This is a genomic window from Corynebacterium sputi DSM 45148 (assembly GCF_000427865.1).
Taxonomy (GTDB): Bacteria; Actinomycetota; Actinomycetes; order Mycobacteriales; family Mycobacteriaceae; genus Corynebacterium; species Corynebacterium sputi.
In genome coordinates, this window is record NZ_ATYV01000005.1 from 93,558 (window position 1) to 110,895 (window position 17,338).

At 61.2% G+C, this 17,338-nt stretch carries 21 protein-coding genes and 1 pseudogene; 16 read left to right on the plus strand and 6 right to left on the minus strand.

The features are described from left to right. The first annotated feature begins 2 nt into the window (after positions 1-2). The 12 genes from YWU_RS0104270 to YWU_RS0104325 all read left to right on the plus strand — a co-directional run bounded on the left by YWU_RS0104270 (position 3) and on the right by YWU_RS0104325 (position 9,920). Entirely contained in the window at positions 3-494 is a 492-nt protein-coding gene (locus tag YWU_RS0104270) for a Cg1360 family ATP-synthase-associated protein (RefSeq protein ID WP_420805289.1), read from the plus strand. 417 nt (positions 495-911) lie between these two features. Further along, positions 912-1,727, plus strand: a complete 816-nt coding sequence (gene atpB, locus YWU_RS0104275; protein WP_034647032.1) for a F0F1 ATP synthase subunit A — start codon at positions 912-914, stop codon at positions 1,725-1,727. A gap of 122 nt (positions 1,728-1,849) precedes the next feature. Then, complete coding sequence (locus YWU_RS0104280; protein ID WP_027019489.1) at positions 1,850-2,089, plus strand: ATP synthase F0 subunit C; 240 nt, start codon at positions 1,850-1,852, stop codon at positions 2,087-2,089. A gap of 28 nt (positions 2,090-2,117) precedes the next feature. Continuing rightward, the gene (locus tag YWU_RS0104285) at positions 2,118-2,690 is read left to right on the plus strand and encodes a F0F1 ATP synthase subunit B (RefSeq protein WP_027019490.1); all 573 of its coding nucleotides are present in this window, start codon (positions 2,118-2,120) and stop codon (positions 2,688-2,690) included. Between the two features lie 5 nt (positions 2,691-2,695). Further along, positions 2,696-3,514 (plus strand): F0F1 ATP synthase subunit delta, encoded by an 819-nt coding sequence (locus YWU_RS0104290; protein WP_027019491.1) that lies wholly within the window; start codon positions 2,696-2,698, stop codon positions 3,512-3,514. Positions 3,515-3,565: 51 nt separating this feature from the next. Beyond that, positions 3,566-5,206 carry a F0F1 ATP synthase subunit alpha gene (gene atpA, locus YWU_RS0104295; RefSeq protein WP_027019492.1) on the plus strand — a complete coding sequence of 547 codons (1,641 nt, stop codon included), beginning with the start codon at positions 3,566-3,568 and terminating at the stop codon, positions 5,204-5,206. A 53-nt stretch (positions 5,207-5,259) separates the two neighbouring features. Then, positions 5,260-6,246, plus strand: coding sequence for a F0F1 ATP synthase subunit gamma (locus YWU_RS0104300; protein ID WP_027019493.1), 987 nt, complete (start codon positions 5,260-5,262; stop codon positions 6,244-6,246). Between the two features lie 2 nt (positions 6,247-6,248). Beyond that, positions 6,249-7,688 (plus strand): F0F1 ATP synthase subunit beta, encoded by a 1,440-nt coding sequence (atpD, locus tag YWU_RS0104305; protein ID WP_027019494.1) that lies wholly within the window; start codon positions 6,249-6,251, stop codon positions 7,686-7,688. A gap of 12 nt (positions 7,689-7,700) precedes the next feature. After that, on the plus strand, positions 7,701-8,069 hold the full coding sequence (locus YWU_RS0104310; RefSeq protein WP_027019495.1) for a F0F1 ATP synthase subunit epsilon: 369 nt from the start codon (positions 7,701-7,703) through the stop codon (positions 8,067-8,069). 304 nt (positions 8,070-8,373) lie between these two features. Beyond that, complete coding sequence (locus YWU_RS15145) at positions 8,374-8,862, plus strand: DUF2550 family protein (protein WP_034647034.1); 489 nt, start codon at positions 8,374-8,376, stop codon at positions 8,860-8,862. A 42-nt stretch (positions 8,863-8,904) separates the two neighbouring features. Then, a complete protein-coding gene (gene nucS, locus YWU_RS0104320; RefSeq protein ID WP_027019496.1) occupies positions 8,905-9,597 on the plus strand; it encodes an endonuclease NucS in 693 nt (230 codons plus the stop codon). After that, positions 9,597-9,920, plus strand: coding sequence for a hypothetical protein (locus tag YWU_RS0104325; protein ID WP_027019497.1), 324 nt, complete (start codon positions 9,597-9,599; stop codon positions 9,918-9,920). Before nucS ends, YWU_RS0104325 begins: the two co-directional genes overlap by 1 nt. Before the next feature lie 469 nt (positions 9,921-10,389). Here the strand turns inward: YWU_RS0104325 and YWU_RS0104335 are convergent, their stop codons facing one another. Next, entirely contained in the window at positions 10,390-11,685 is a 1,296-nt protein-coding gene (locus tag YWU_RS0104335) for an alpha/beta fold hydrolase (RefSeq protein WP_034647036.1), read from the minus strand. A gap of 68 nt (positions 11,686-11,753) precedes the next feature. Between YWU_RS0104335 and YWU_RS0104340 the strand changes: the two genes are divergently transcribed. Further along, positions 11,754-12,152, plus strand: a complete 399-nt coding sequence (locus YWU_RS0104340) for an alpha/beta fold hydrolase (protein ID WP_027019499.1) — start codon at positions 11,754-11,756, stop codon at positions 12,150-12,152. Further along, positions 12,139-12,456: a hypothetical protein gene (locus tag YWU_RS0104345; protein WP_027019500.1), complete on the plus strand. Its 318-nt coding sequence runs from the start codon at positions 12,139-12,141 to the stop codon at positions 12,454-12,456. Before YWU_RS0104340 ends, YWU_RS0104345 begins: the two co-directional genes overlap by 14 nt. Positions 12,457-12,539: 83 nt before the next feature. Here the strand turns inward: YWU_RS0104345 and YWU_RS0104350 are convergent, their stop codons facing one another. The 4 genes and pseudogenes from YWU_RS0104350 to mce form a co-directional block, all read right to left on the minus strand. Further along, complete coding sequence (locus YWU_RS0104350; protein WP_027019501.1) at positions 12,540-13,034, minus strand: SRPBCC domain-containing protein; 495 nt, start codon at positions 13,032-13,034, stop codon at positions 12,540-12,542. Between the two features lie 16 nt (positions 13,035-13,050). Further along, positions 13,051-13,777: pseudogene (locus YWU_RS15150) on the minus strand (SDR family NAD(P)-dependent oxidoreductase). Continuing rightward, positions 13,777-14,799 (minus strand): LLM class flavin-dependent oxidoreductase, encoded by a 1,023-nt coding sequence (locus YWU_RS0104360; protein WP_027019502.1) that lies wholly within the window; start codon positions 14,797-14,799, stop codon positions 13,777-13,779. Before YWU_RS0104360 ends, YWU_RS15150 begins: the two are co-directional and overlap by 1 nt. 14 nt (positions 14,800-14,813) lie before the next feature. Beyond that, a complete protein-coding gene (gene mce / locus YWU_RS0104365; protein WP_027019503.1) occupies positions 14,814-15,272 on the minus strand; it encodes a methylmalonyl-CoA epimerase in 459 nt (152 codons plus the stop codon). A gap of 36 nt (positions 15,273-15,308) precedes the next feature. Between mce and YWU_RS0104370 the strand changes: the two genes are divergently transcribed. Both YWU_RS0104370 and YWU_RS0104375 read left to right on the plus strand, forming a co-directional pair. Then, on the plus strand, positions 15,309-15,614 hold the full coding sequence (locus tag YWU_RS0104370; protein ID WP_027019504.1) for a thiamine-binding protein: 306 nt from the start codon (positions 15,309-15,311) through the stop codon (positions 15,612-15,614). 51 nt (positions 15,615-15,665) lie between these two features. Beyond that, positions 15,666-16,616 carry a tetratricopeptide repeat protein gene (locus YWU_RS0104375; RefSeq protein WP_051260024.1) on the plus strand — a complete coding sequence of 317 codons (951 nt, stop codon included), beginning with the start codon at positions 15,666-15,668 and terminating at the stop codon, positions 16,614-16,616. Here YWU_RS0104375 and YWU_RS17415 read toward each other — a convergent pair whose 3' ends face one another. Beyond that, the gene (locus tag YWU_RS17415) at positions 16,617-17,210 is read right to left on the minus strand and encodes a TIGR02611 family protein (RefSeq protein WP_156892710.1); all 594 of its coding nucleotides are present in this window, start codon (positions 17,208-17,210) and stop codon (positions 16,617-16,619) included. Positions 17,211-17,338 lie beyond the last annotated feature (128 nt).

Sequence of the window (17,338 nt, forward strand, 5' to 3'; positions counted from 1 at the left end):
GCGTGAGTAACGAGAACCAGGAAGCACAGAACGAGTTCGAGGCGGCAGCTGCCGCGAGGAACGCCGAAATCGCCGATGCGGTCACGAAGTATGACGACTCCCGTAGGCCCCTGGCCTCAGCGGCAAAGTACGGCGCGATGGCTCTTGCTGCCATGACCGTTGTGTCACTGGCTATTTGGGGTGGGGCAAAGGGGATGCCCGGAGTGTGGTCGGTCCTGCTCGGTGCGCTCATCGGGGGAGGTTTCGTCCTGCTGACCGTTGCCACTGTCTACATGACCGCGAAGACCACTCCGCAGATGACCGGAGCTATCGTTTTGGGGGGATGGATCCTCAAGGTCGTTGTACTGATTGTGATTCTCCTCATTATTAGGGACCTGACCTTCTATGACCCAGTGGCCCTTTTCGTCACTGTCGTCCTTGCTTTGGTGGTTACCCTCGGCGCCGAGGTGTGGGGAATGGCACAGGAGAATCTGACCTACACGGGGTCACGCTGATAAACGCCTGAGCAGGGGTGCTGCGCTGGTCCAGGGGTGGGGCTGCGCAAAAGGGGGTGGCAAGCCTTGACCTGCGCTGTTGGGGATTGTCGGGTTAGCTGCCCCATTGTGGTGGACCTGACGGGAACACCGGTAGCGGGGTTGGTCATTGAAATGGTCATGGACTCGATGCGATTATCCGTGACGAAGCTGTTATTCTGAGCGGCGGGTAAGACAGCTGATGATGGCTTCGGCCTGCCTCCGTACAGTTCGGGGCGTCCAAGTCGTGTGTCGCAAGCTCCGCTTTCACGGGGTAGCGATTGCTGATCTCCCCGTGAGCTCCGCCCGGATGTGTGAGGGAATCTGCGGAGAGCACGTTAAGCGACATCCTTCACGCCGCTTGACCTTGTTCATGCGGTCCAATCACGGGAGAGAACGCTGAGCGTTACAACACTTGCGTTTAAGGGCGAATATCACGCGCCCACCTTGGAGCAGGAGTTTTTCCCGGGTGACTATTACGGCAATTTCATCCTCGGTACGGGCGTCGAATGGTACACCCTTGACCGATTGATGATCGTCCGTATTCTCATGGCCGCCATCATCGGTATCTTCTTCGTCATCGCTATGCGGCGACCGAAGCTGGTTCCGACCGGACTGCAGAACGTCGCGGAGTACTTCCTGGACTTCGTCCGCATTTACATCGCTGAAGAAATCTTGGGCAAGAAGGATGGCAAGCGGTTCCTGCCGATTCTTTGCACCATCTTCTTCCTGGTTTTCGCGATGAACATCGCGGCCGTTATCCCGGTACTGAACATCTCACCCAACGCACGTATCGGTATGCCGATCGTGCTCGCGGGACTCGCGTACATCACGTTCATCTACGCGGGCTCGAAGGAGTATGGCTTCTTCAAGTTCGTTAAGTCTTCCGTGGTGATCCCGAACATTCCCCCGGCACTGCACATCATCGTGGTGCCGATCGAGATCTTCTCCACCTTCGTTCTTCGTCCGGTTACGCTGGCCATCCGTTTGATGGCCATCATGCTGGCCGGCCACATGGTCCTCGTCCTTCTTTTCGGTGCCACGAACTTCTTCTTCTGGCAGCTGAATGGCTGGACCGCCATGTCCGCACTTACCGTCGTCGGCGCAATCCTCTTCACGCTGTTCGAGTTGCTGGTCATTTTCCTGCAGGCGTACATCTTCGCGCTGCTGACCGCTGTCTACATCGAACTGTCGATACACGCGGATAGCCACTAGGTAACCCGCCCTGCCTGGCAGGGCACTCGCTCCAAATTGAATAGCACGACCCACTTGACTTACTTCCGGGTGACTCAACCACTTCACGCACCCGGGAATCCTCAGAAAGGGAACGGTTCATAATGAACGACGTCATTCTCAACGCTCAGGGCGCCGATATCGACGGCGGACTCCGCGTCATCGGCTACGGCATCTCCACCCTGGGCCCGGGCCTCGGTATCGGTATCGTCGCCGGCAAGACCGTCGAGGGCATGGCACGTCAGCCCGAGATGGCCGGTCAGCTGCGTACCACCATGTTCCTGGGTATCGCCTTCACCGAGGCCCTCGCCCTCATCGGCCTGGTTGCCGGCTTCATCCTCTAGACCGGACACAGGCGGAGATCACTGAACCATGAACGAATTCATTAACTTTTTCGCGGCGGAGGGTGAGGTGCTTCCTTTCGAGGGAGAGCCCATCAACCCTCTGTTTCCCGCGACGTATGACATCGTCTGGTCCATTATCCCGCTCGTTGTCGTCCTGGTCCTCTTCTGGAAGTTTGTTCTTCCGAAGTTCCAGGAAGTTTTGACCGAGCGGGAGGACAAGATTGAGGGAGGCATCGCGCGCGCTGAGGCTGCACAGGCCGAAGCCGACGCCGCCCTCGAGAAGTACAACAGCCAGCTCGCTGAGGCCCGCACTGAAGCCGCGAAGATTCGCGACGAGGCCCGAGTTCAGGGCCAGAAGATCATTGCCGATGCCACCACTAAGGCTAACGACGAGAGTGCTCGCATTCTCGAAGCCGGTGACAAGCAGCTGCAGGCTCAGCGCGACCAGGTCGTCACTGAGCTTCGTAAGGAACTGGGACAGACCTCGATCTCTCTCGCTGAGCGCCTCATGGGCGAGCAGCTCACGGACGGCGTCAAGCAGTCCGGGACGATCGACAACTTCCTCAGCAACCTCGATACCGTGGCCCCGGCCGGAAAGTAGGCGACATGCACGCAGCTAGCCGCGAATCCCTGGCATCGCTCCGCACGGAGCTGGACGCCCTTCTGGGTAACTCCGGCAACGCCGTCGCGGAGGGAGCCACCACCGGTTCCGAGCTTTTCGACGTCGTCGAGCTCCTCGACTCCGACCGCGGCCTGCGTCGCGCCGTCGCCGACCAGTCGGCTTCGGCCGAGGAGCGCTCCGGTCTGATCCGGGGCCTGCTCGAAGGCAAGGTTTCCGAATTGACCCTCAAGGTCGTCGGAACCGCTGCCGCGCAGACCTGGTCCTCGTCCCGCGATCTGCGGAACGCACTTGTTGAGTTGGGCCGTGTTGCCCTTCTCCGCAGTGCGGAGGGCCAGCGCCAGCTCGAGACCGTTGAGGACGAGCTGTTCCGACTGGGACACATCCTGGCCACTGAGTCGCAGCTCGAGCAGCTGCTGGCGGATAAGGCCGCCACCCCTGAAGCCAAGCGCGGACTCCTCGCCTCGGTGCTCTACGGCAAGGTCACTTCTGTGACCGAAGCCCTGGCACTGCAGGTTGTTGGACGTCCGGAGCTCCGCCCCGCGGACGACATGAACTCTCTCTCCGGTCTGGCTGCAAGCCTCCGGAACAAGGTCGTCGCCCGTGTGACCAGCGCCGCTACCCTCTCCACGGAGCAGGAAGGCGCGTTGGGCGACAAGCTCAGCCGCATCTACGGCGACGAGATGTCAATCCACACCGAGGTCGATGAGTCGATCCTCGGAGGTCTGGTCATCCGGGTCGGCGATGAGGTCATCGACGGTAGCCTCTCGAGTAAAATCGAGAAGCTCCGGCTGGGCCTCGGCTGACGGATGGAAAACGTAAGCACTGTAAGAGAATTTACCGAGAGCAGGAATAACATGGCGGAGCTGACGATCTCCAGCGATGAGATCCGTAGCGCGATTGCGAACTACACCTCGAGCCACACGCCTCAGACCTCCATCGAAGAGGTCGGCACTGTGGTCAGCGCCGCCGACGGTATCGCACAGGTTGCGGGTATGCCGTCGGTGATGACCAACGAGCTTCTCGAGTTCCCGGGCGGCGTCATTGGCGTCGCGCAGAACCTCGACACCGATCGCATCGGCGTCGTGGTCCTGGGTAACTACGAGTCCCTTTCTGAGGGTGACGAGGTCAAGCGGACGGGCGATGTCCTGTCCATCCCGGTCGGGGACAAGTTCCTCGGTCGCGTAATCAACCCCCTGGGCCAGCCGATCGACGGCCTGGGCGACATTGAGGCTGAAGAGAACCGAGTTCTCGAGCTTCAGGCCCCCGACGTGCTGCAGCGCCAGCCCGTCGAGGAGCCGATGCAGACCGGCATCAAGGCTATTGACGCCATGACGCCGATCGGCCGTGGTCAGCGCCAGCTGATCATTGGTGACCGTAAGACCGGTAAGACCGCCGTCTGCCTGGACACCATCATCAACCAGAAGGCCAATTGGGAGACCGGAGACCCGACGAAGCAGGTGCGTTGCATCTACGTCGCCGTCGGTCAGAAGGGTTCGACCATCGCCGGCGTTCGTAAGACGCTGGAAGAGAACGGTGCGCTGGATTACACCACCATCGTTGCTGCTCCGGCATCTGACGCCGCAGGCTTCAAGTGGCTGGCACCGTTCTCCGGCGCCGCACTGGGCCAGCACTGGATGTACCAGGGACAGCACGTCCTGGTCATTTACGATGATCTGACCAAGCAGGCTGAGGCCTACCGTGCGATCTCCCTTCTGCTGCGCCGCCCGCCGGGCCGCGAGGCATACCCGGGTGACGTCTTCTACCTGCACTCCCGTCTGCTGGAGCGTGCTGCGAAGCTCTCCGACAAAATGGGCGCAGGTTCGATGACCGCACTGCCGATCATCGAGACCAAGGCCAATGACGTTTCTGCGTTCATTCCGACCAACGTGATCTCGATCACCGACGGTCAGGTCTTCCTCGAGTCCGACCTGTTCAACCAGGGTGTCCGCCCGGCCATCAACGTCGGTATCTCCGTCTCCCGTGTCGGTGGTGCCGCTCAGACCAAGGGCATGAAGAAGGTCTCCGGTAACCTGCGACTCGACCTCGCCGCGTACCGCGACCTCGAGGCGTTCGCTATGTTCGCCTCTGACCTGGATGACGCATCTAAGGCTCAGCTGGACCGCGGTCAGCGCCTCGTTGAGCTGCTGAAGCAGGCCGAAAACCGTCCGCAGACTGTCGAGAACCAGATGACTTCCATCTACCTCGCCGGCAAGGGCGAGTTCGACGACGTTCCGGTTGAGGACGTCCGTCGTTTCGAGGCTGAACTGCTCGAGTACCTGCACGACAACGCTCCGCAGGTTTACCAGCAGATCGATGGCGGCAAGATGTTCGACTCTGAGTCGATCGCGACCATCGTCGACATGACCGGCCAGTTCAAGAAGTCTTTCCAGACTTCTGAGGGACACCCCGTCGTGACGGAGGCTCCTACGGAGGCTCTGAAGGACGAGGACGTCACCAACGAGCAGATTACGGTTACCCGCAAGTCCGTGAAGTAGGCGGATATGCGAAACACAACCGTCATCGGAATGAAGAAGGGAGGCGTTAGATAATGGCTAATATTCGTGAACTCAGGGACCGCATCCGGTCCGTCAATTCCACGAAGAAGATCACCAAGGCACAGGAGCTGATCGCAACTTCGCGAATCACGAAGGCTCAGCGCCGCGTGGCTGACGCCCAGCCGTACGCCGACGAGATCGAGCATGTTATCGGACGCCTCGCCTCGGCTTCCTCGCTCGACCACCCGATGCTGCATGAGCGTGAGGACGCCAAGCGTGCCGCGGTTCTCGTGGTCACGGGTGACCGCGGCATGTGCGGCGGTTACAACACGAACGTCGTCAAGCAGGCGGCGAAGCTGCGGGCCAAGCTGCAGGGCGAGGGATACGAAGTGTCCCTGTACGTCACCGGTAAGCGTGGCATCGAGTACTACGAGTTCCGTGAGGTTCCCATGGCGGGTACCTGGCAGGGATTCTCGCAGGACCCGGACTATGCGCTCACCCACGATGTCCGTCGTCACCTTATCGACGGGTTCGAGGCCGGCAGCGATGAGAAGACCAAGTGGCGCGATGGCCTTCGCGGCGTATCGGAGGGAGAGGGCGTTCTTGGTTTCGACCAGGTTCACGTCGTCTACACCCGATTCGTCTCGATGTTGACGCAGGAGCCCGCTGTTAAGCGGATTCTGCCGATCGAGCCGGTCCACGCTCACGAGGACATCCACATGGGCGAAGAGGGCATTTTGTCCGACGGCCGGGATGAGCTCGTGCCGGACTACGAGTTCGAGCCCAGCGCAGATGATCTTCTCACCGCCCTGCTGCCGCAGTACGTGTCCCGTACCATTTTCGCCATCATGCTCGAGGCCGCTGCCTCCGAGTCCGCTTCGCGCCGTACGGCGATGAAGGCCGCGACTGACAATGCGACGGAACTGGTCAAGGACCTTTCCCGAGTCGCCAACCAGGCGCGTCAGGCGAAGATCACCCAGGAAATCACAGAAATCGTCGGTGGCGCCGGAGCGCTCGACGAAAGCGGAGAAAGTGACTAACAATGAGCACAGCTCTCAATGAGCAGAACACCACGACCGGCGTTGGCCGTGTCGTGCGTGTCATCGGTGCCGTCGTTGACGTGGAATTCCCGCGTAACGAGATCCCGGCACTGTACAACGCACTCACCGTGAAGGTTGAGCTCGAGTCGGTGGCCAAGACCATCGTCCTCGAAACCGCTCAGCACCTCGGTGACAACATGATTCGCACCATTTCGATGGCTGCGACCGACGGCCTGGTGCGCGGCACCGAGGTTGTCGACACGGGCAAGCCGATTTCGGTTCCGGTCGGCGACATCGTCAAGGGCCACGTCTTCAATGCACTCGGTGATTGCATGGACGAGCCCGGTCTCGGACGAGACGGAGAGCAGTGGGGCATCCACCGCGACCCGCCGCCGTTCGACCAGCTCGAGGGTAAGACCGAGATCCTGGAGACCGGCATTAAGGTCATCGACCTGCTGACCCCGTACGTTAACGGTGGAAAGATTGGTCTGTTCGGTGGTGCCGGTGTCGGCAAGACCGTTCTGATCCAGGAGATGATTACCCGTATCGCGCGTGAGTTCTCCGGTACGTCGGTTTTCGCCGGCGTCGGCGAGCGTACCCGTGAGGGCACCGACCTCTTCCTCGAAATGGAAGAGATGGGAGTCCTCCAGGACACCGCCCTCGTGTTCGGCCAGATGGATGAGCCGCCGGGAGTCCGTATGCGCGTGGCTCTGTCGGGTCTGACCATGGCGGAGTACTTCCGCGATGTTCAGCACCAGGACGTGCTGCTCTTCATCGATAACATCTTCCGTTTCACCCAGGCAGGTTCCGAGGTCTCGACCCTTCTGGGTCGTATGCCTTCGGCCGTGGGTTACCAGCCGACTCTGGCTGACGAGATGGGTGTTCTCCAGGAGCGCATCACCTCTACCAAGGGTAAGTCGATCACGTCGCTGCAGGCCGTTTACGTGCCTGCCGATGACTACACCGACCCCGCCCCGGCCACCACGTTCGCCCACCTGGACGCGACTACGGAGCTCTCCCGTTCCATCGCTTCCAAGGGCATCTACCCGGCCGTGGACCCGCTGACTTCTACCTCTCGTATCCTCGAGCCCGGCATCGTCGGCGAAGAGCACTACGAGGTTGCGCAGCGTGTCATCAACATCCTGCAGAAGAACAAGGAACTCCAGGACATCATCGCCATCCTCGGTATGGACGAGCTGTCTGAAGAGGACAAGGTCACCGTTCAGCGTGCCCGCCGTATCCAGCGATTCCTGGGCCAGAACTTCTTCGTTGCGGAGAAGTTCACCGGTCTGCCGGGTTCGTACGTTCCGCTGAAGGACACCATCGACGCGTTCCAGCGCATCTGCGACGGCGAGTTCGATCACTACCCGGAAATGGCCTTCGACGGCCTGGGTGGACTCGACGCTGTCGAGGAGAAGTACGCCGAGATGCAGAAGAAGTAAGGGGCGATCCACATGGCTGACATCACCTGTGAACTCGTGGCGGTCGAGCGACTGCTCTGGGAGGGTAAGGCCTCCTCGGTAGTCGCTCAGACCACCGAGGGTGAGATCGGCGTGCTGCCCGGTCACCAGCCGTTCCTCGGGCAGCTGCTCGAGCACGGCACCGTGACCATCACCACCACGGATGGCGAGAAGCTCGTCGCTGCGGTGCAGGGCGGATTCCTCTCTGTTTCGACGACCAAGATCACCATCCTCGCGGATACCGCGAAGTGGGCGAACGAGGTCGACTCCGCTGCAGCGAAGGCTGCACTGGAATCGGACGATGAGGAAGTCGTGGCTGAGGCTGAAGCCGAATTGGCCGCCATCCGGCGCGCTAAGGGCTAAGTCTGATCTGCCCAGGGCGGTCACTCTGACCGAACCCTAGTACTTCACTTGACCGGGCCTCGGATCCAATTGGATCCGAGGCCCGGTTTTGGCTGTCTAAAACCCTGTGTGGTGCACAAACCCTGGTGGTGGCCCCAGGTGCTAGCAATCGCTGTGCCAAATCCGTCGTGGGCCTTTCACGGAACGGCGTTCGGTTACTTGGTGATTTCCGGGACCCTCTTTTGTGGGTTACGCTGGTCGGAAACGGAGCTGTAGCCGTCACCCCAGTCCCGGCCGCAGCCAGGCCAGCGAAAGCGAGTCGACCGTGTCTTACTTCCTTGTTTCCCTCGTTGCATTGTTTGTAGCGGCGCTCGGTGGCTCTGTGGCCACGTGGCGTTTCTTTCGCCTTCGCAAACGTGGTCTTCCTCTTGCAGTTCGCCCCCTGCCTGGTTCGCCAGACGGATTGGATTGGCGCCATGCAGTCATCATCCTCACGGACAAGCGTGCCCAGGTCTATCGGTTGCGCTCGCTGCGTCCGGGGTTTGACCAGTCTTTCTCTCGCAATGCAGTCCACGTGGAATCGCGTCGTGAACTGACGCGGCAGGAAGAACCGCTCTTCGAGCACAATGAACACGTTCTCCGCATGGAGCACGACAAGGGGCACGGCTGGGAGTTTGCCGTGAATGACTCAGGGGATACCGCGATCGTCGCGTGGATTGAGTCCGCGCCGTCGTCGGAACACCGTCGCAGGCTGCCGACGGACATGGAACGCAAGTATCAGAGCATTCGGGAGCGCTCCCGCCGCGAGCGGTAGCCGGGTTCATCGGGCTCTGCCCGCGCGGGTTAAGGTTGTGGAATGCGTCTTGTCATCGCCCGTTGCACTGTTGATTACGTCGGTCGTCTGACCGCGCACCTTCCAGAGGCGACCCGCCTGCTGCTGGTCAAAGCGGATGGTTCGGTCTCCGTTCATGCTGATGACCGTGCGTATAAGCCTCTCAACTGGATGACCCCGCCGTGCACCCTTGTCGAGACCTCGATTGAGGACGAGACGGGGGAGGACACCGGCGAATTTCTGTGGATCGTGGAGAACAAGAAGGGCGAGCAGCTCCGGATCACCGTCAGCGAGATCCTGCTCGACCACGCTGAAGAGCTGGGACAGGATCCGGGTCTGCTCAAGGACGGCGTTGAGGCTCATCTGCAGGAATTGCTGGCTGAGCACTTCGCAACCTTTGGCGAGGGCTGGACCCTTATCCGGCGTGAGTTCCCCACAGCCATCGGCCCGGTCGATCTCCTCGGCCGGGATCAGGACGGCAAGACCGTCGCCATTGAGGTTAAGCGCCGCGGTGGGATCGACGGCGTTGAACAGCTCACTCGCTACCTGGAGATGCTGAACCGCGACGAACTGCTGGCTCCTGTCTCCGGCGTTTTCGCGGCACAGGACATCAAGCCCCAAGCACGCACTCTGGCGGAGGATCGCGGCATCCGCTGTGTCACCGTCGACTATGACTCGCTCCGGGGCGTCGAATCCGACGAACTCAGGCTGTTCTGATGCCTCGGCGGAACCGCCCTCGGCGCTCCAATGACAAAGCAAAGGCGGTCGAGCATCGCCCGTTGCCCGGTGGGTTCTTCGGCACCCGCGTGGAAGCCGGCCCTGGCAGGCTCGCGAATGAGGACTTCAATGTTCGCGACGTGATGTCGTCCCAGGCAACGAAGTGGTACCGCTGTCCTGGCTGCGATCAGGAGATTCCTCCGGGCGTTGCTCACGTTGTTGCGTGGCCCGTCGAGTACGGCGGTGGCGCCGATGATCGCCGTCACTGGCACAAGAACTGCTGGAGCAAGCGTTCCCACCGAGGTGTCACGCGCAGGAAGTAACTTCCCTCGCTTCCCGACGCCCACCCCATACCCTCCCTGAACCACACCCGGTATTCTCTCTGGACTTGCAGTACAGAAAGAGCAACAGGGGTCAACGTGTCGGAATCCGGAAAACCCAAGATTATGGCGGGTTTTTGCCGTGTAAGTCGCCGTTATTGTTCTCGTCCTTGGGGCCGGCAGCGCTGCTAGTTCTTCTAGGTGTGGCAGCGGGAGGTCAAGTGCAATTCCACTAGGACTGGGTCACGCTGACGTTGTATGTGTTGGCGGATCTGGCAAAGCTCGTCGGGAAGCAAAAGATGGTGTCGCGCGGGTGCTGGGAACGTTCGGTGGTTCCGCGATCGTCGCGATTCTCGTTTTCGCGGGCGATCCCGGTGCTGTGGGCCTGCCTGCTGATGATGCTGAGAATCCCCCATGGCAGTGGCATCACCGAACTGGACTGAAAGAGAAGCCAATCGAGGACCGAGCCTGATCAGTGATCGTGGACGAGCGCGCGTAGATGACGGAAAATTTCTGCGCCATCGACATGGATACCGTTGTGCTCCCACCGGTTAGTGACCTGCGGACGTAGCCCCTTGATCGCGCTGGCGGTCTGCATCGACAATTCGAATGGCACGAAGATGTCGTCGAGGTAGACCTCCGCTGCGGTGAGGACTGATGTGGTGTGGAGTTTGTGGGCGTCGTAAAGCGGGGTCCAATCGTCCTTAGCCGCAAGGATCTCGGCGACCTCACGCCACGGGCGAAGCGAGGCGACCTCGTCGTAGTGCCACGGGAAGAAGTGCTCAGCGGTGAGGTACCGGTACTCGTCTTCGCCGAACCCCGGGATTTCGCTGCGCAGGCGCTCGGCGCTCCAGTTGGTAGCGGAGTCCATGGCGTAGATCGTCTCGTGGAGGATCGCATAGAGCGGATCGGCGGCGACGTCTAGGAGACCTGCGACCTCCACGAGGAATGATGTGCGTAGACGGTCTCCTCGGAATGGATCCTCCAGGAGGTAGGAGAGAAGATCGAAGCCCCCAGTGCGGCCAAGATTGGAGCCCACCGTCCGAAATCGCCTGGAACTGAGGCGCTCTCCGCTCGGTAGGAATTCTTCAGCGGAATCTAGGTGCTGACAAATTTCTGCGACGCGCTCTGCCGCCCACGGGAACCGCTCATAGAAGCGCTCATTGCGCACAGCGGTTTTGGCGTAGGTTGCGCGGTAGATGTCGTCAATACGCGTGTGCGGATCATCGACATACCCGGGCAGCCCACCGGTCACCAACGCAGCGGCGACGCCTGCGGGGCGGAAGGACAGGTACGTAGCAATACAGAACCCTCCGAAGGACTGGCCGAGTAGCGTCCACGGCTTCTCGTCGAGTGCTGCGCGGAGACATTCGGCGTCCTCCACAATGCTGTCGGCCCGCAGGTGAGTGAGGTACTCCGCCTGCTCGGCCGCAGTGGCACCAAGTGCCTCGGGAGTAGCCGCATCAACGGGCGTAGACCGGCCAGTGCCGCGCTGATCGAAGAGGACAACGCGGTAGTGCTTCAGCGCTTCACCAAGCCAGCCGTCCGGCGTCGCGCCATCACCGCTGACGATCGGCCGGGGCGCGTGGTGGCCTGGCCCGCCCTGCAGAAACAGCAGTGCAGGAAGTTCCTCGCCGTTGGCCCGAATGTACTCGCGGGCGAAGATCTCGATGGTGCGCTGATCTGCGGGGTCCCCGTGCACCAAGGGAACTGTGAGGAAGTGTTCCCTGACAGTGTGTCCGTGGCGGGTAGTGCTCGTCGTTCGCAGTTCGGTTATTCACTTAGCTGTACCCGATTCGTAATATCGCAGGTACATCCCGGCGATCGGAGAACACCATGACCACTACGATCCTCGTTCCTGGAGCCTGGATGGGCGGCTGGATCTGGGAACCCACTGTGCAGATTCTCCGACAACATGGGATTGATGCTGAGACGATCACTCTCGAAAATGGGGATGTCGGGTTGGGTGATCATGTGCGGCATTTGATTGATCGCGTCGACGGTAAGGCCATTTTCATTTCACATTCCTACTCGGGAATGGTCACAGCATCGGCAGCGGACCGATCGGGAGAGCAGGTCCGCGGACTGATCCATGTGGGCTCGTTTCTGCCCGTGAACGGGCACTCGCTTCTCGACGCCTGGGGCCCGACCCCGCAGCCCGCACCCAGGAACGCACCGATATTGACGCCGCCGGGGCCGTTGGCTCGCCCCAACGAGGCAGATGCTCGAGTTTGAAAGGGAACTGTCGCCAGAGCAGCGCGATTTCCTCGCGGACAACTTCACCTCACACCCAGGTCGAACGGTGACGGAATCGGCGTCGATGACGAGCCCAGTCGAGAATCAGGCCTCCTCGTATATCGGAGGCGATCCGCCGATGCACGGGCCGGATTGGCGGCTGATCCAACTAGACGGAGGCCACTGGCCGATGCTCACCCGGGCGGAGGAATTCCACGACCTGCTGGTGCGGGAGATCCGGCATCACCAGGGCACGGCAGACGACCCTTCTTCGTGGCAGCGAGTTACCCGCTCGGTGGCATAATTGGCGATTCTGACGACGAAATTGCCACTCTGCGGGTAATCCGTTGCCACCGAACGAGGCTGCAATCTCGAGGACGAATCTGGTTAGACGACCTGGGCCTCGAAGTAGCTCTTCAGGGCGGGGTAGTAGTCATCCCAGTTCGGCAGGGGTGAATCCGTGACAGCCGCGACCAACTGGTCGAGGTAGTACTCCCAGCCTGGCCCGACGTCACCGACTTCAGCCGGAGTGATTCGGTGATGGGTGAACCGCAGCAGGCAATTGTCGTCAACGCTGGAGAGATCGAACGACACGTCCCACGGGGTATCGCCTGAGTTCGATAGGAGCCTGAGTCTGCCGGGGGCGTCGCACTCGGTGATGGTCAGTTCCATCCAGGAGGAATCTTCCTCGAGAACTATCTGGACCTCGATGGTTTCGCCGGGTGCGGAGGTGCCTCTCCATCGCCCGATCCATGTAGCGGTGAGGTCGGATTCAGTGATGTTGGCCCAGGCGTCGTGGATGTTCCGGGGAAGCGTTCGGGTTACCACGAGTTCGAGGCCGTTGGGGCCCTCGACGAGGCGTCCTGTTGGCGTCGGTGTCATCGTGATGTTCCTTAAATCAGGGCAGGATCGCGTCGGTGTAACCGCCGTCGACGCGTAGTGCGCCGCCGGTGGTCGCAGAGGCCAACGGCGATGCGAGGTATGTGACCATGTTCGCGATCTCCGCGGGACGGATCAGCCGGTGCAGCAAAGACTGCGGGCGATGCAGCCGCATGAACTCAGCTTCGGCGTCTTCCCACGGAAGTGCCGGGTCGACCAGTTCGTAGACGAAATCCTGCACACCTTCGGTGTAGGTCGGACCTGCGATCACGGAGTTCACGGTGACGCCGGAGCCTGCGGCTTCCTTGGCAAAGCCTCGGGAGACAGCAAGCAACGCGGTCTTCGTGGTTCCGTAGTGGATCATCTCGGCAGGGATGACGATTGCGGAGTCGCTGGCGATGGTGAGGACTCGGCCCCATCCGGTGCTGGTCATGAGGGGCAGAACCGCCCGGATCAGGCGGACACTGGCCATGACGTTGACGTCCCAGTACCGCTGCCATTCCTCGTCGGTGATCTCCATTGCTGGTCGGGCTCCGAAGATACCGAAGTTATTGACCAAGATGTCGATAGAGCCGGCAGCCTTTAGCGCAGAGGCCAGTCCGTCATCAGTCGTCGACTCGGTCGGAGGTGCGCCCATTGACCGCCATGGTTGCCCCGGCCTCTGCCAGCCGGCGGGCGATGGCCAGTCCAATGCCTTGGGCGGAACCACTGACAAAGGCGGTCTTGCCGGTCAAATCGATGCCGATCATCGGCCTGTTCCTTTCTCCCAGCCAAGGGCAGGTGCGATGTGCTCGGCGAACGATTGCAGCAAGTGAGCGTTGTAATCAGCACCCAACTGGTTGGGGATGGTGAGCATGAGGGTGTCGGCGTCCATGACGGCTTCGTCGGCAAGCAGCTGCTCCACGAGCTTGTCCGGCTCACCGACATAGCTCCGGCCGAAGGTCGAGTTGAATCCGTCAATGACGCCGATTTGGTCGCGCCCGCCGGATTCACGGAGGAACAACTGCCGATCGATGTCATTGGTGATGGGGAAAACCGAACGGCTCACGGACACACGTGGCTCCCAGTCATGTCCGGCTGCGGTCCACGCGTTGCGGTACAACTGGATCTGCTCATGCTGCAGAGCGGCGAAAGACGCGCCGGTGGCCTCGGTGATGAGAGTTGAACTCATCAGATTCACGCCCTGCTGGGCAGCCCATTCTGCTGTCGCGCGTGAGCCTGCACCCCACCAGACGCGCTGGCGTAGGCCAGGGGACTGCGGTTCGATACGCAAGCGTTGCCCGGGTCCGTGGAAGTCTGGGTCTGCGTCGACCTGTGGCTCGCCATCGATGGCAGACATAAACTGCGCGAATTTGTCGCGGGCCAAGTCAGCACCACGAAGATCCTTCGATCCGGTGTATCCGAAGGCTTCCCAGCCACGAAGGGCAGGCTCCGGTGATCCACGGGAGACGCCAAGTGCCAGCCGGCCGTCGGAAAGCACATCCAGTGCTGCGGCCTCTTCGGCTAGGTGCAGGGGATTCTCGTAGCGAAGGTCGATGACGCCAGTGCCAACTTCGATCCGGTTAGTCCTGGCTGCAATTGCAGAGAGCAGCGGGATCGGGGCTGCTGCCTGCTTCGCGAAGTGATGGACGCGGAAGTAGGCGCCATTGACACCGATCTCGTCTGCGGCGACGGACAGGTCGACCGCTTGGTGCAGCATGTCCCGAATGTCGTAGTCGGAACCGATCGGGCCATAGTGACCGAAGGAGAGGAATCCGAAAGTTTTCATGTGCTCAGTGGCTCCTAGTTCGCCGGTTCAACCAACTCGAGAAGGACACCACCGGCATCCTTCGGGTGCACGAAGTTAATGCGGGAGCCACCGGTGCCGATCCGCGGGGCCGGGTAAAGCACCCGTACGTTGATCGAGGCCAGGTACTTCATCAGTGCGTCCATGTCGGTGACGCGCACGGCGTACTGCTGCAGCCCCGGTCCACGGGTGTCGATGAACTTCGCGATCGTGGAAGTCTCATCCAGGGGAGCGATGAGCTGCACCAGGGTGTCTCCCTCGGCGGCGTTTTCCGGTCCGACCATGGCTTCGCGAATGCCCTGGTCTTCATTGACCTCCTCGTGGTGGCTCACCCAGCCGAAGGCGTTCAGGTAGAAATCGCACGCGGCAGCAAGGTCCCGAACGGCGATGCCGACATGGTCGACAGCGACTACGTATTCGTGGGGAACGGTGACAGAAGAAGACAATTCGCTCATGAACTCAATCCTAACGTGGAGCGATACCATGGACCCATGATCGTCGCCTTCTCAGTCGCCCCCACCACTTCCGAGCCGGATGCAGGGATGGCCGACGCCGTCGCCGAAGCGGTCCGCATCGTCCGGGACTCCGGATTGCCCAACGAGACAAACGCGATGTTCACCCTCGTCGAGGGGGAATGGGATGAAGTTATGGACGTCGTGAAGCGAGCTACCGAGGCAGTATCCGCGGTCAGTCCCCGCACGTCACTGGTGCTCAAAGCCGACATCCGTCCGGGCTACTCCGGCCAACTCACGGCGAAGGTCGAGTCCGTTGACCGTAGGTTGGGGAATGAGGGGTAGGGAAGCGTCGTTAAGCAAGAGCGGTAGAAACAGCGGAGAGTGAGGACACACGTGCACAATCATCATCAGCACCACCACCATCACGGAGGACCGGCGTCGTCGGGTGCGATTGACCTGGAGCAGTTCAAGCAGAGCGCAGATGCCACCACTGATTCGGGCGCCGGCATTCCGGCGGTCGTTCAGATCACCGGCGAGAACCTCGACGCGGAGGTGGTGAAGCGGTCTGAGGAGGTACCTGTTGTGGTGCTCATCGGCGCCGAGGGAGCGCCGGATTACACGCGCATGAAGTCGGATTTGAGCGAACTGGCAGAGGCATCCGGATTGAACTGGATTCTCGGGCTCGTGGACGCACACTCGGCGATGGAGGTGGCGCAGGCATTTGGTGTGCAGGCGCTCCCGACGCTGGTGGCCGTCGCCGGTGGCGGACCGATCGGACAGGCCGAAGGTGAGCAGACCGGCGAAGCTCTGAGCCAGTGGATTACTGCTGTGCTCGACGCGACGAAGGGCCGTCTGCGCGGTCTGCCGCCGGGAACCCGCATGGCCGGCGATGTTGGTGAGGTCGAACAGCCCGCCCCGCCAGTGAGCACCGACCCGCGCCTGGAGCAGGCAGAAGACTTGCTTAACGACGGCGACTTTGACGCAGCCGTCTCCGTCTACGACGAGATCCTCAAGTCCGAGCCGGCAAACACCGAGTTGAAGGCCGCCCGGACGAATGTCGCTTTCCTCGCGCGTGCCCAGAAAATGGATCGCGCGGTGGATCATGTCTCCGTCTCGAACCAGGATCCGACGGACGTGGCGGCTGCGCTGAACGCCGCCGACCAGCTGATGCTCATTGGCGAGTCGAACGGCTCACTGGACCGACTGGTCAGCACGTTGCCCAAGGTTTTCGGTAAGGACCGCGATACCGTGCGCGACCGCCTGCTGGAGATGCTCCAGATGTTTGAGCCCTCTGATCCGGCTGCGTTGGATGCGCGGCGACGGATGGCTAGCGCGCTGTTCTAGCTAGTGCGGGGTCCTCGTCAGCGGCCAGCTGGAGGGCCCCATGAAGTAGTAGATGGCGAAGAACACCGCGACAATGAGCGCGGTGGTCAGAGCCGTCACCACTACGCGCCAGGGACCTGGCAAGGCGCGGTACCAGGTCTCTGTCTTGTCGAATAAGCGCGCGGTGAGCAAAACCAGAGCGCGGGCGCGGGGGATCTCGATGGAGAGGATCCCCAAGCCCATGAACAAGATCAGCCAACCGGGCCCAGGTGCCGGGATCGCGATGATGCCGACTATAAAGACGAGCAGTCCGACGAGGAACGTTAACGGACCCACCATGAAGCCGAAGCGAAAGTGCTTCCAACGCGCCTGCTTCGTGAGGACCTTCGCCATGAATTTGGCGACCTTGATCTCCATCTTTGTCCGAGGCAGTGAATCCAGGACGCTTCCCTTTTTCTTGCCCGTCGCGCAGGCGCCGGTGGCGGCATCAACTATCGCCTGTTCAGCCTTGTCGAACTCCTCCGCGTCTGCGGTGAACTTGTTGAGGGTGTCCGGCGTTACGTCCTTCGGAAGGTCCGGCATCTTCGGTCGTTCAGGAGGCGGGGTACTGGTCACGGGCGGCTCTCGGAGTAGAGGGATTTCTGTATCGTCGATTATCGCACGCGAAAGAATCCCGGGTACGGTTCCCGACTCCCGGGGTGTACCGGGGTTGGATAGACGTGAACGCTGTCACTGAGGCACGA

Excerpts from the sequence above, each read along its gene's own strand:
- YWU_RS0104280 (WP_027019489.1), top strand. The coding sequence starts at position 1,850 with ATGAACGACGTCATTCTCAACGCTCAGGGCGCCGATATCGACGGCGGA.
- YWU_RS0104285 (WP_027019490.1), top strand. The coding sequence starts at position 2,118 with ATGAACGAATTCATTAACTTTTTCGCGGCGGAGGGTGAGGTGCTTCCT.
- YWU_RS0104290 (WP_027019491.1), top strand. The coding sequence starts at position 2,696 with ATGCACGCAGCTAGCCGCGAATCCCTGGCATCGCTCCGCACGGAGCTG.
- atpA (WP_027019492.1), top strand. The coding sequence starts at position 3,566 with ATGGCGGAGCTGACGATCTCCAGCGATGAGATCCGTAGCGCGATTGCG.
- YWU_RS0104300 (WP_027019493.1), top strand. The coding sequence starts at position 5,260 with ATGGCTAATATTCGTGAACTCAGGGACCGCATCCGGTCCGTCAATTCC.
- atpD (WP_027019494.1), top strand. The coding sequence starts at position 6,249 with ATGAGCACAGCTCTCAATGAGCAGAACACCACGACCGGCGTTGGCCGT.
- YWU_RS0104310 (WP_027019495.1), top strand. The coding sequence starts at position 7,701 with ATGGCTGACATCACCTGTGAACTCGTGGCGGTCGAGCGACTGCTCTGG.
- nucS (WP_027019496.1), top strand. The coding sequence starts at position 8,905 with ATGCGTCTTGTCATCGCCCGTTGCACTGTTGATTACGTCGGTCGTCTG.
- YWU_RS0104325 (WP_027019497.1), top strand. The coding sequence starts at position 9,597 with ATGCCTCGGCGGAACCGCCCTCGGCGCTCCAATGACAAAGCAAAGGCG.
- YWU_RS0104340 (WP_027019499.1), top strand. The coding sequence starts at position 11,754 with ATGACCACTACGATCCTCGTTCCTGGAGCCTGGATGGGCGGCTGGATC.
- YWU_RS0104345 (WP_027019500.1), top strand. The coding sequence starts at position 12,139 with ATGCTCGAGTTTGAAAGGGAACTGTCGCCAGAGCAGCGCGATTTCCTC.
- YWU_RS0104350 (WP_027019501.1), bottom strand. The coding sequence starts at position 13,034 with ATGACACCGACGCCAACAGGACGCCTCGTCGAGGGCCCCAACGGCCTC.
- YWU_RS0104360 (WP_027019502.1), bottom strand. The coding sequence starts at position 14,799 with ATGAAAACTTTCGGATTCCTCTCCTTCGGTCACTATGGCCCGATCGGT.
- mce (WP_027019503.1), bottom strand. The coding sequence starts at position 15,272 with ATGAGCGAATTGTCTTCTTCTGTCACCGTTCCCCACGAATACGTAGTC.
- YWU_RS0104370 (WP_027019504.1), top strand. The coding sequence starts at position 15,309 with ATGATCGTCGCCTTCTCAGTCGCCCCCACCACTTCCGAGCCGGATGCA.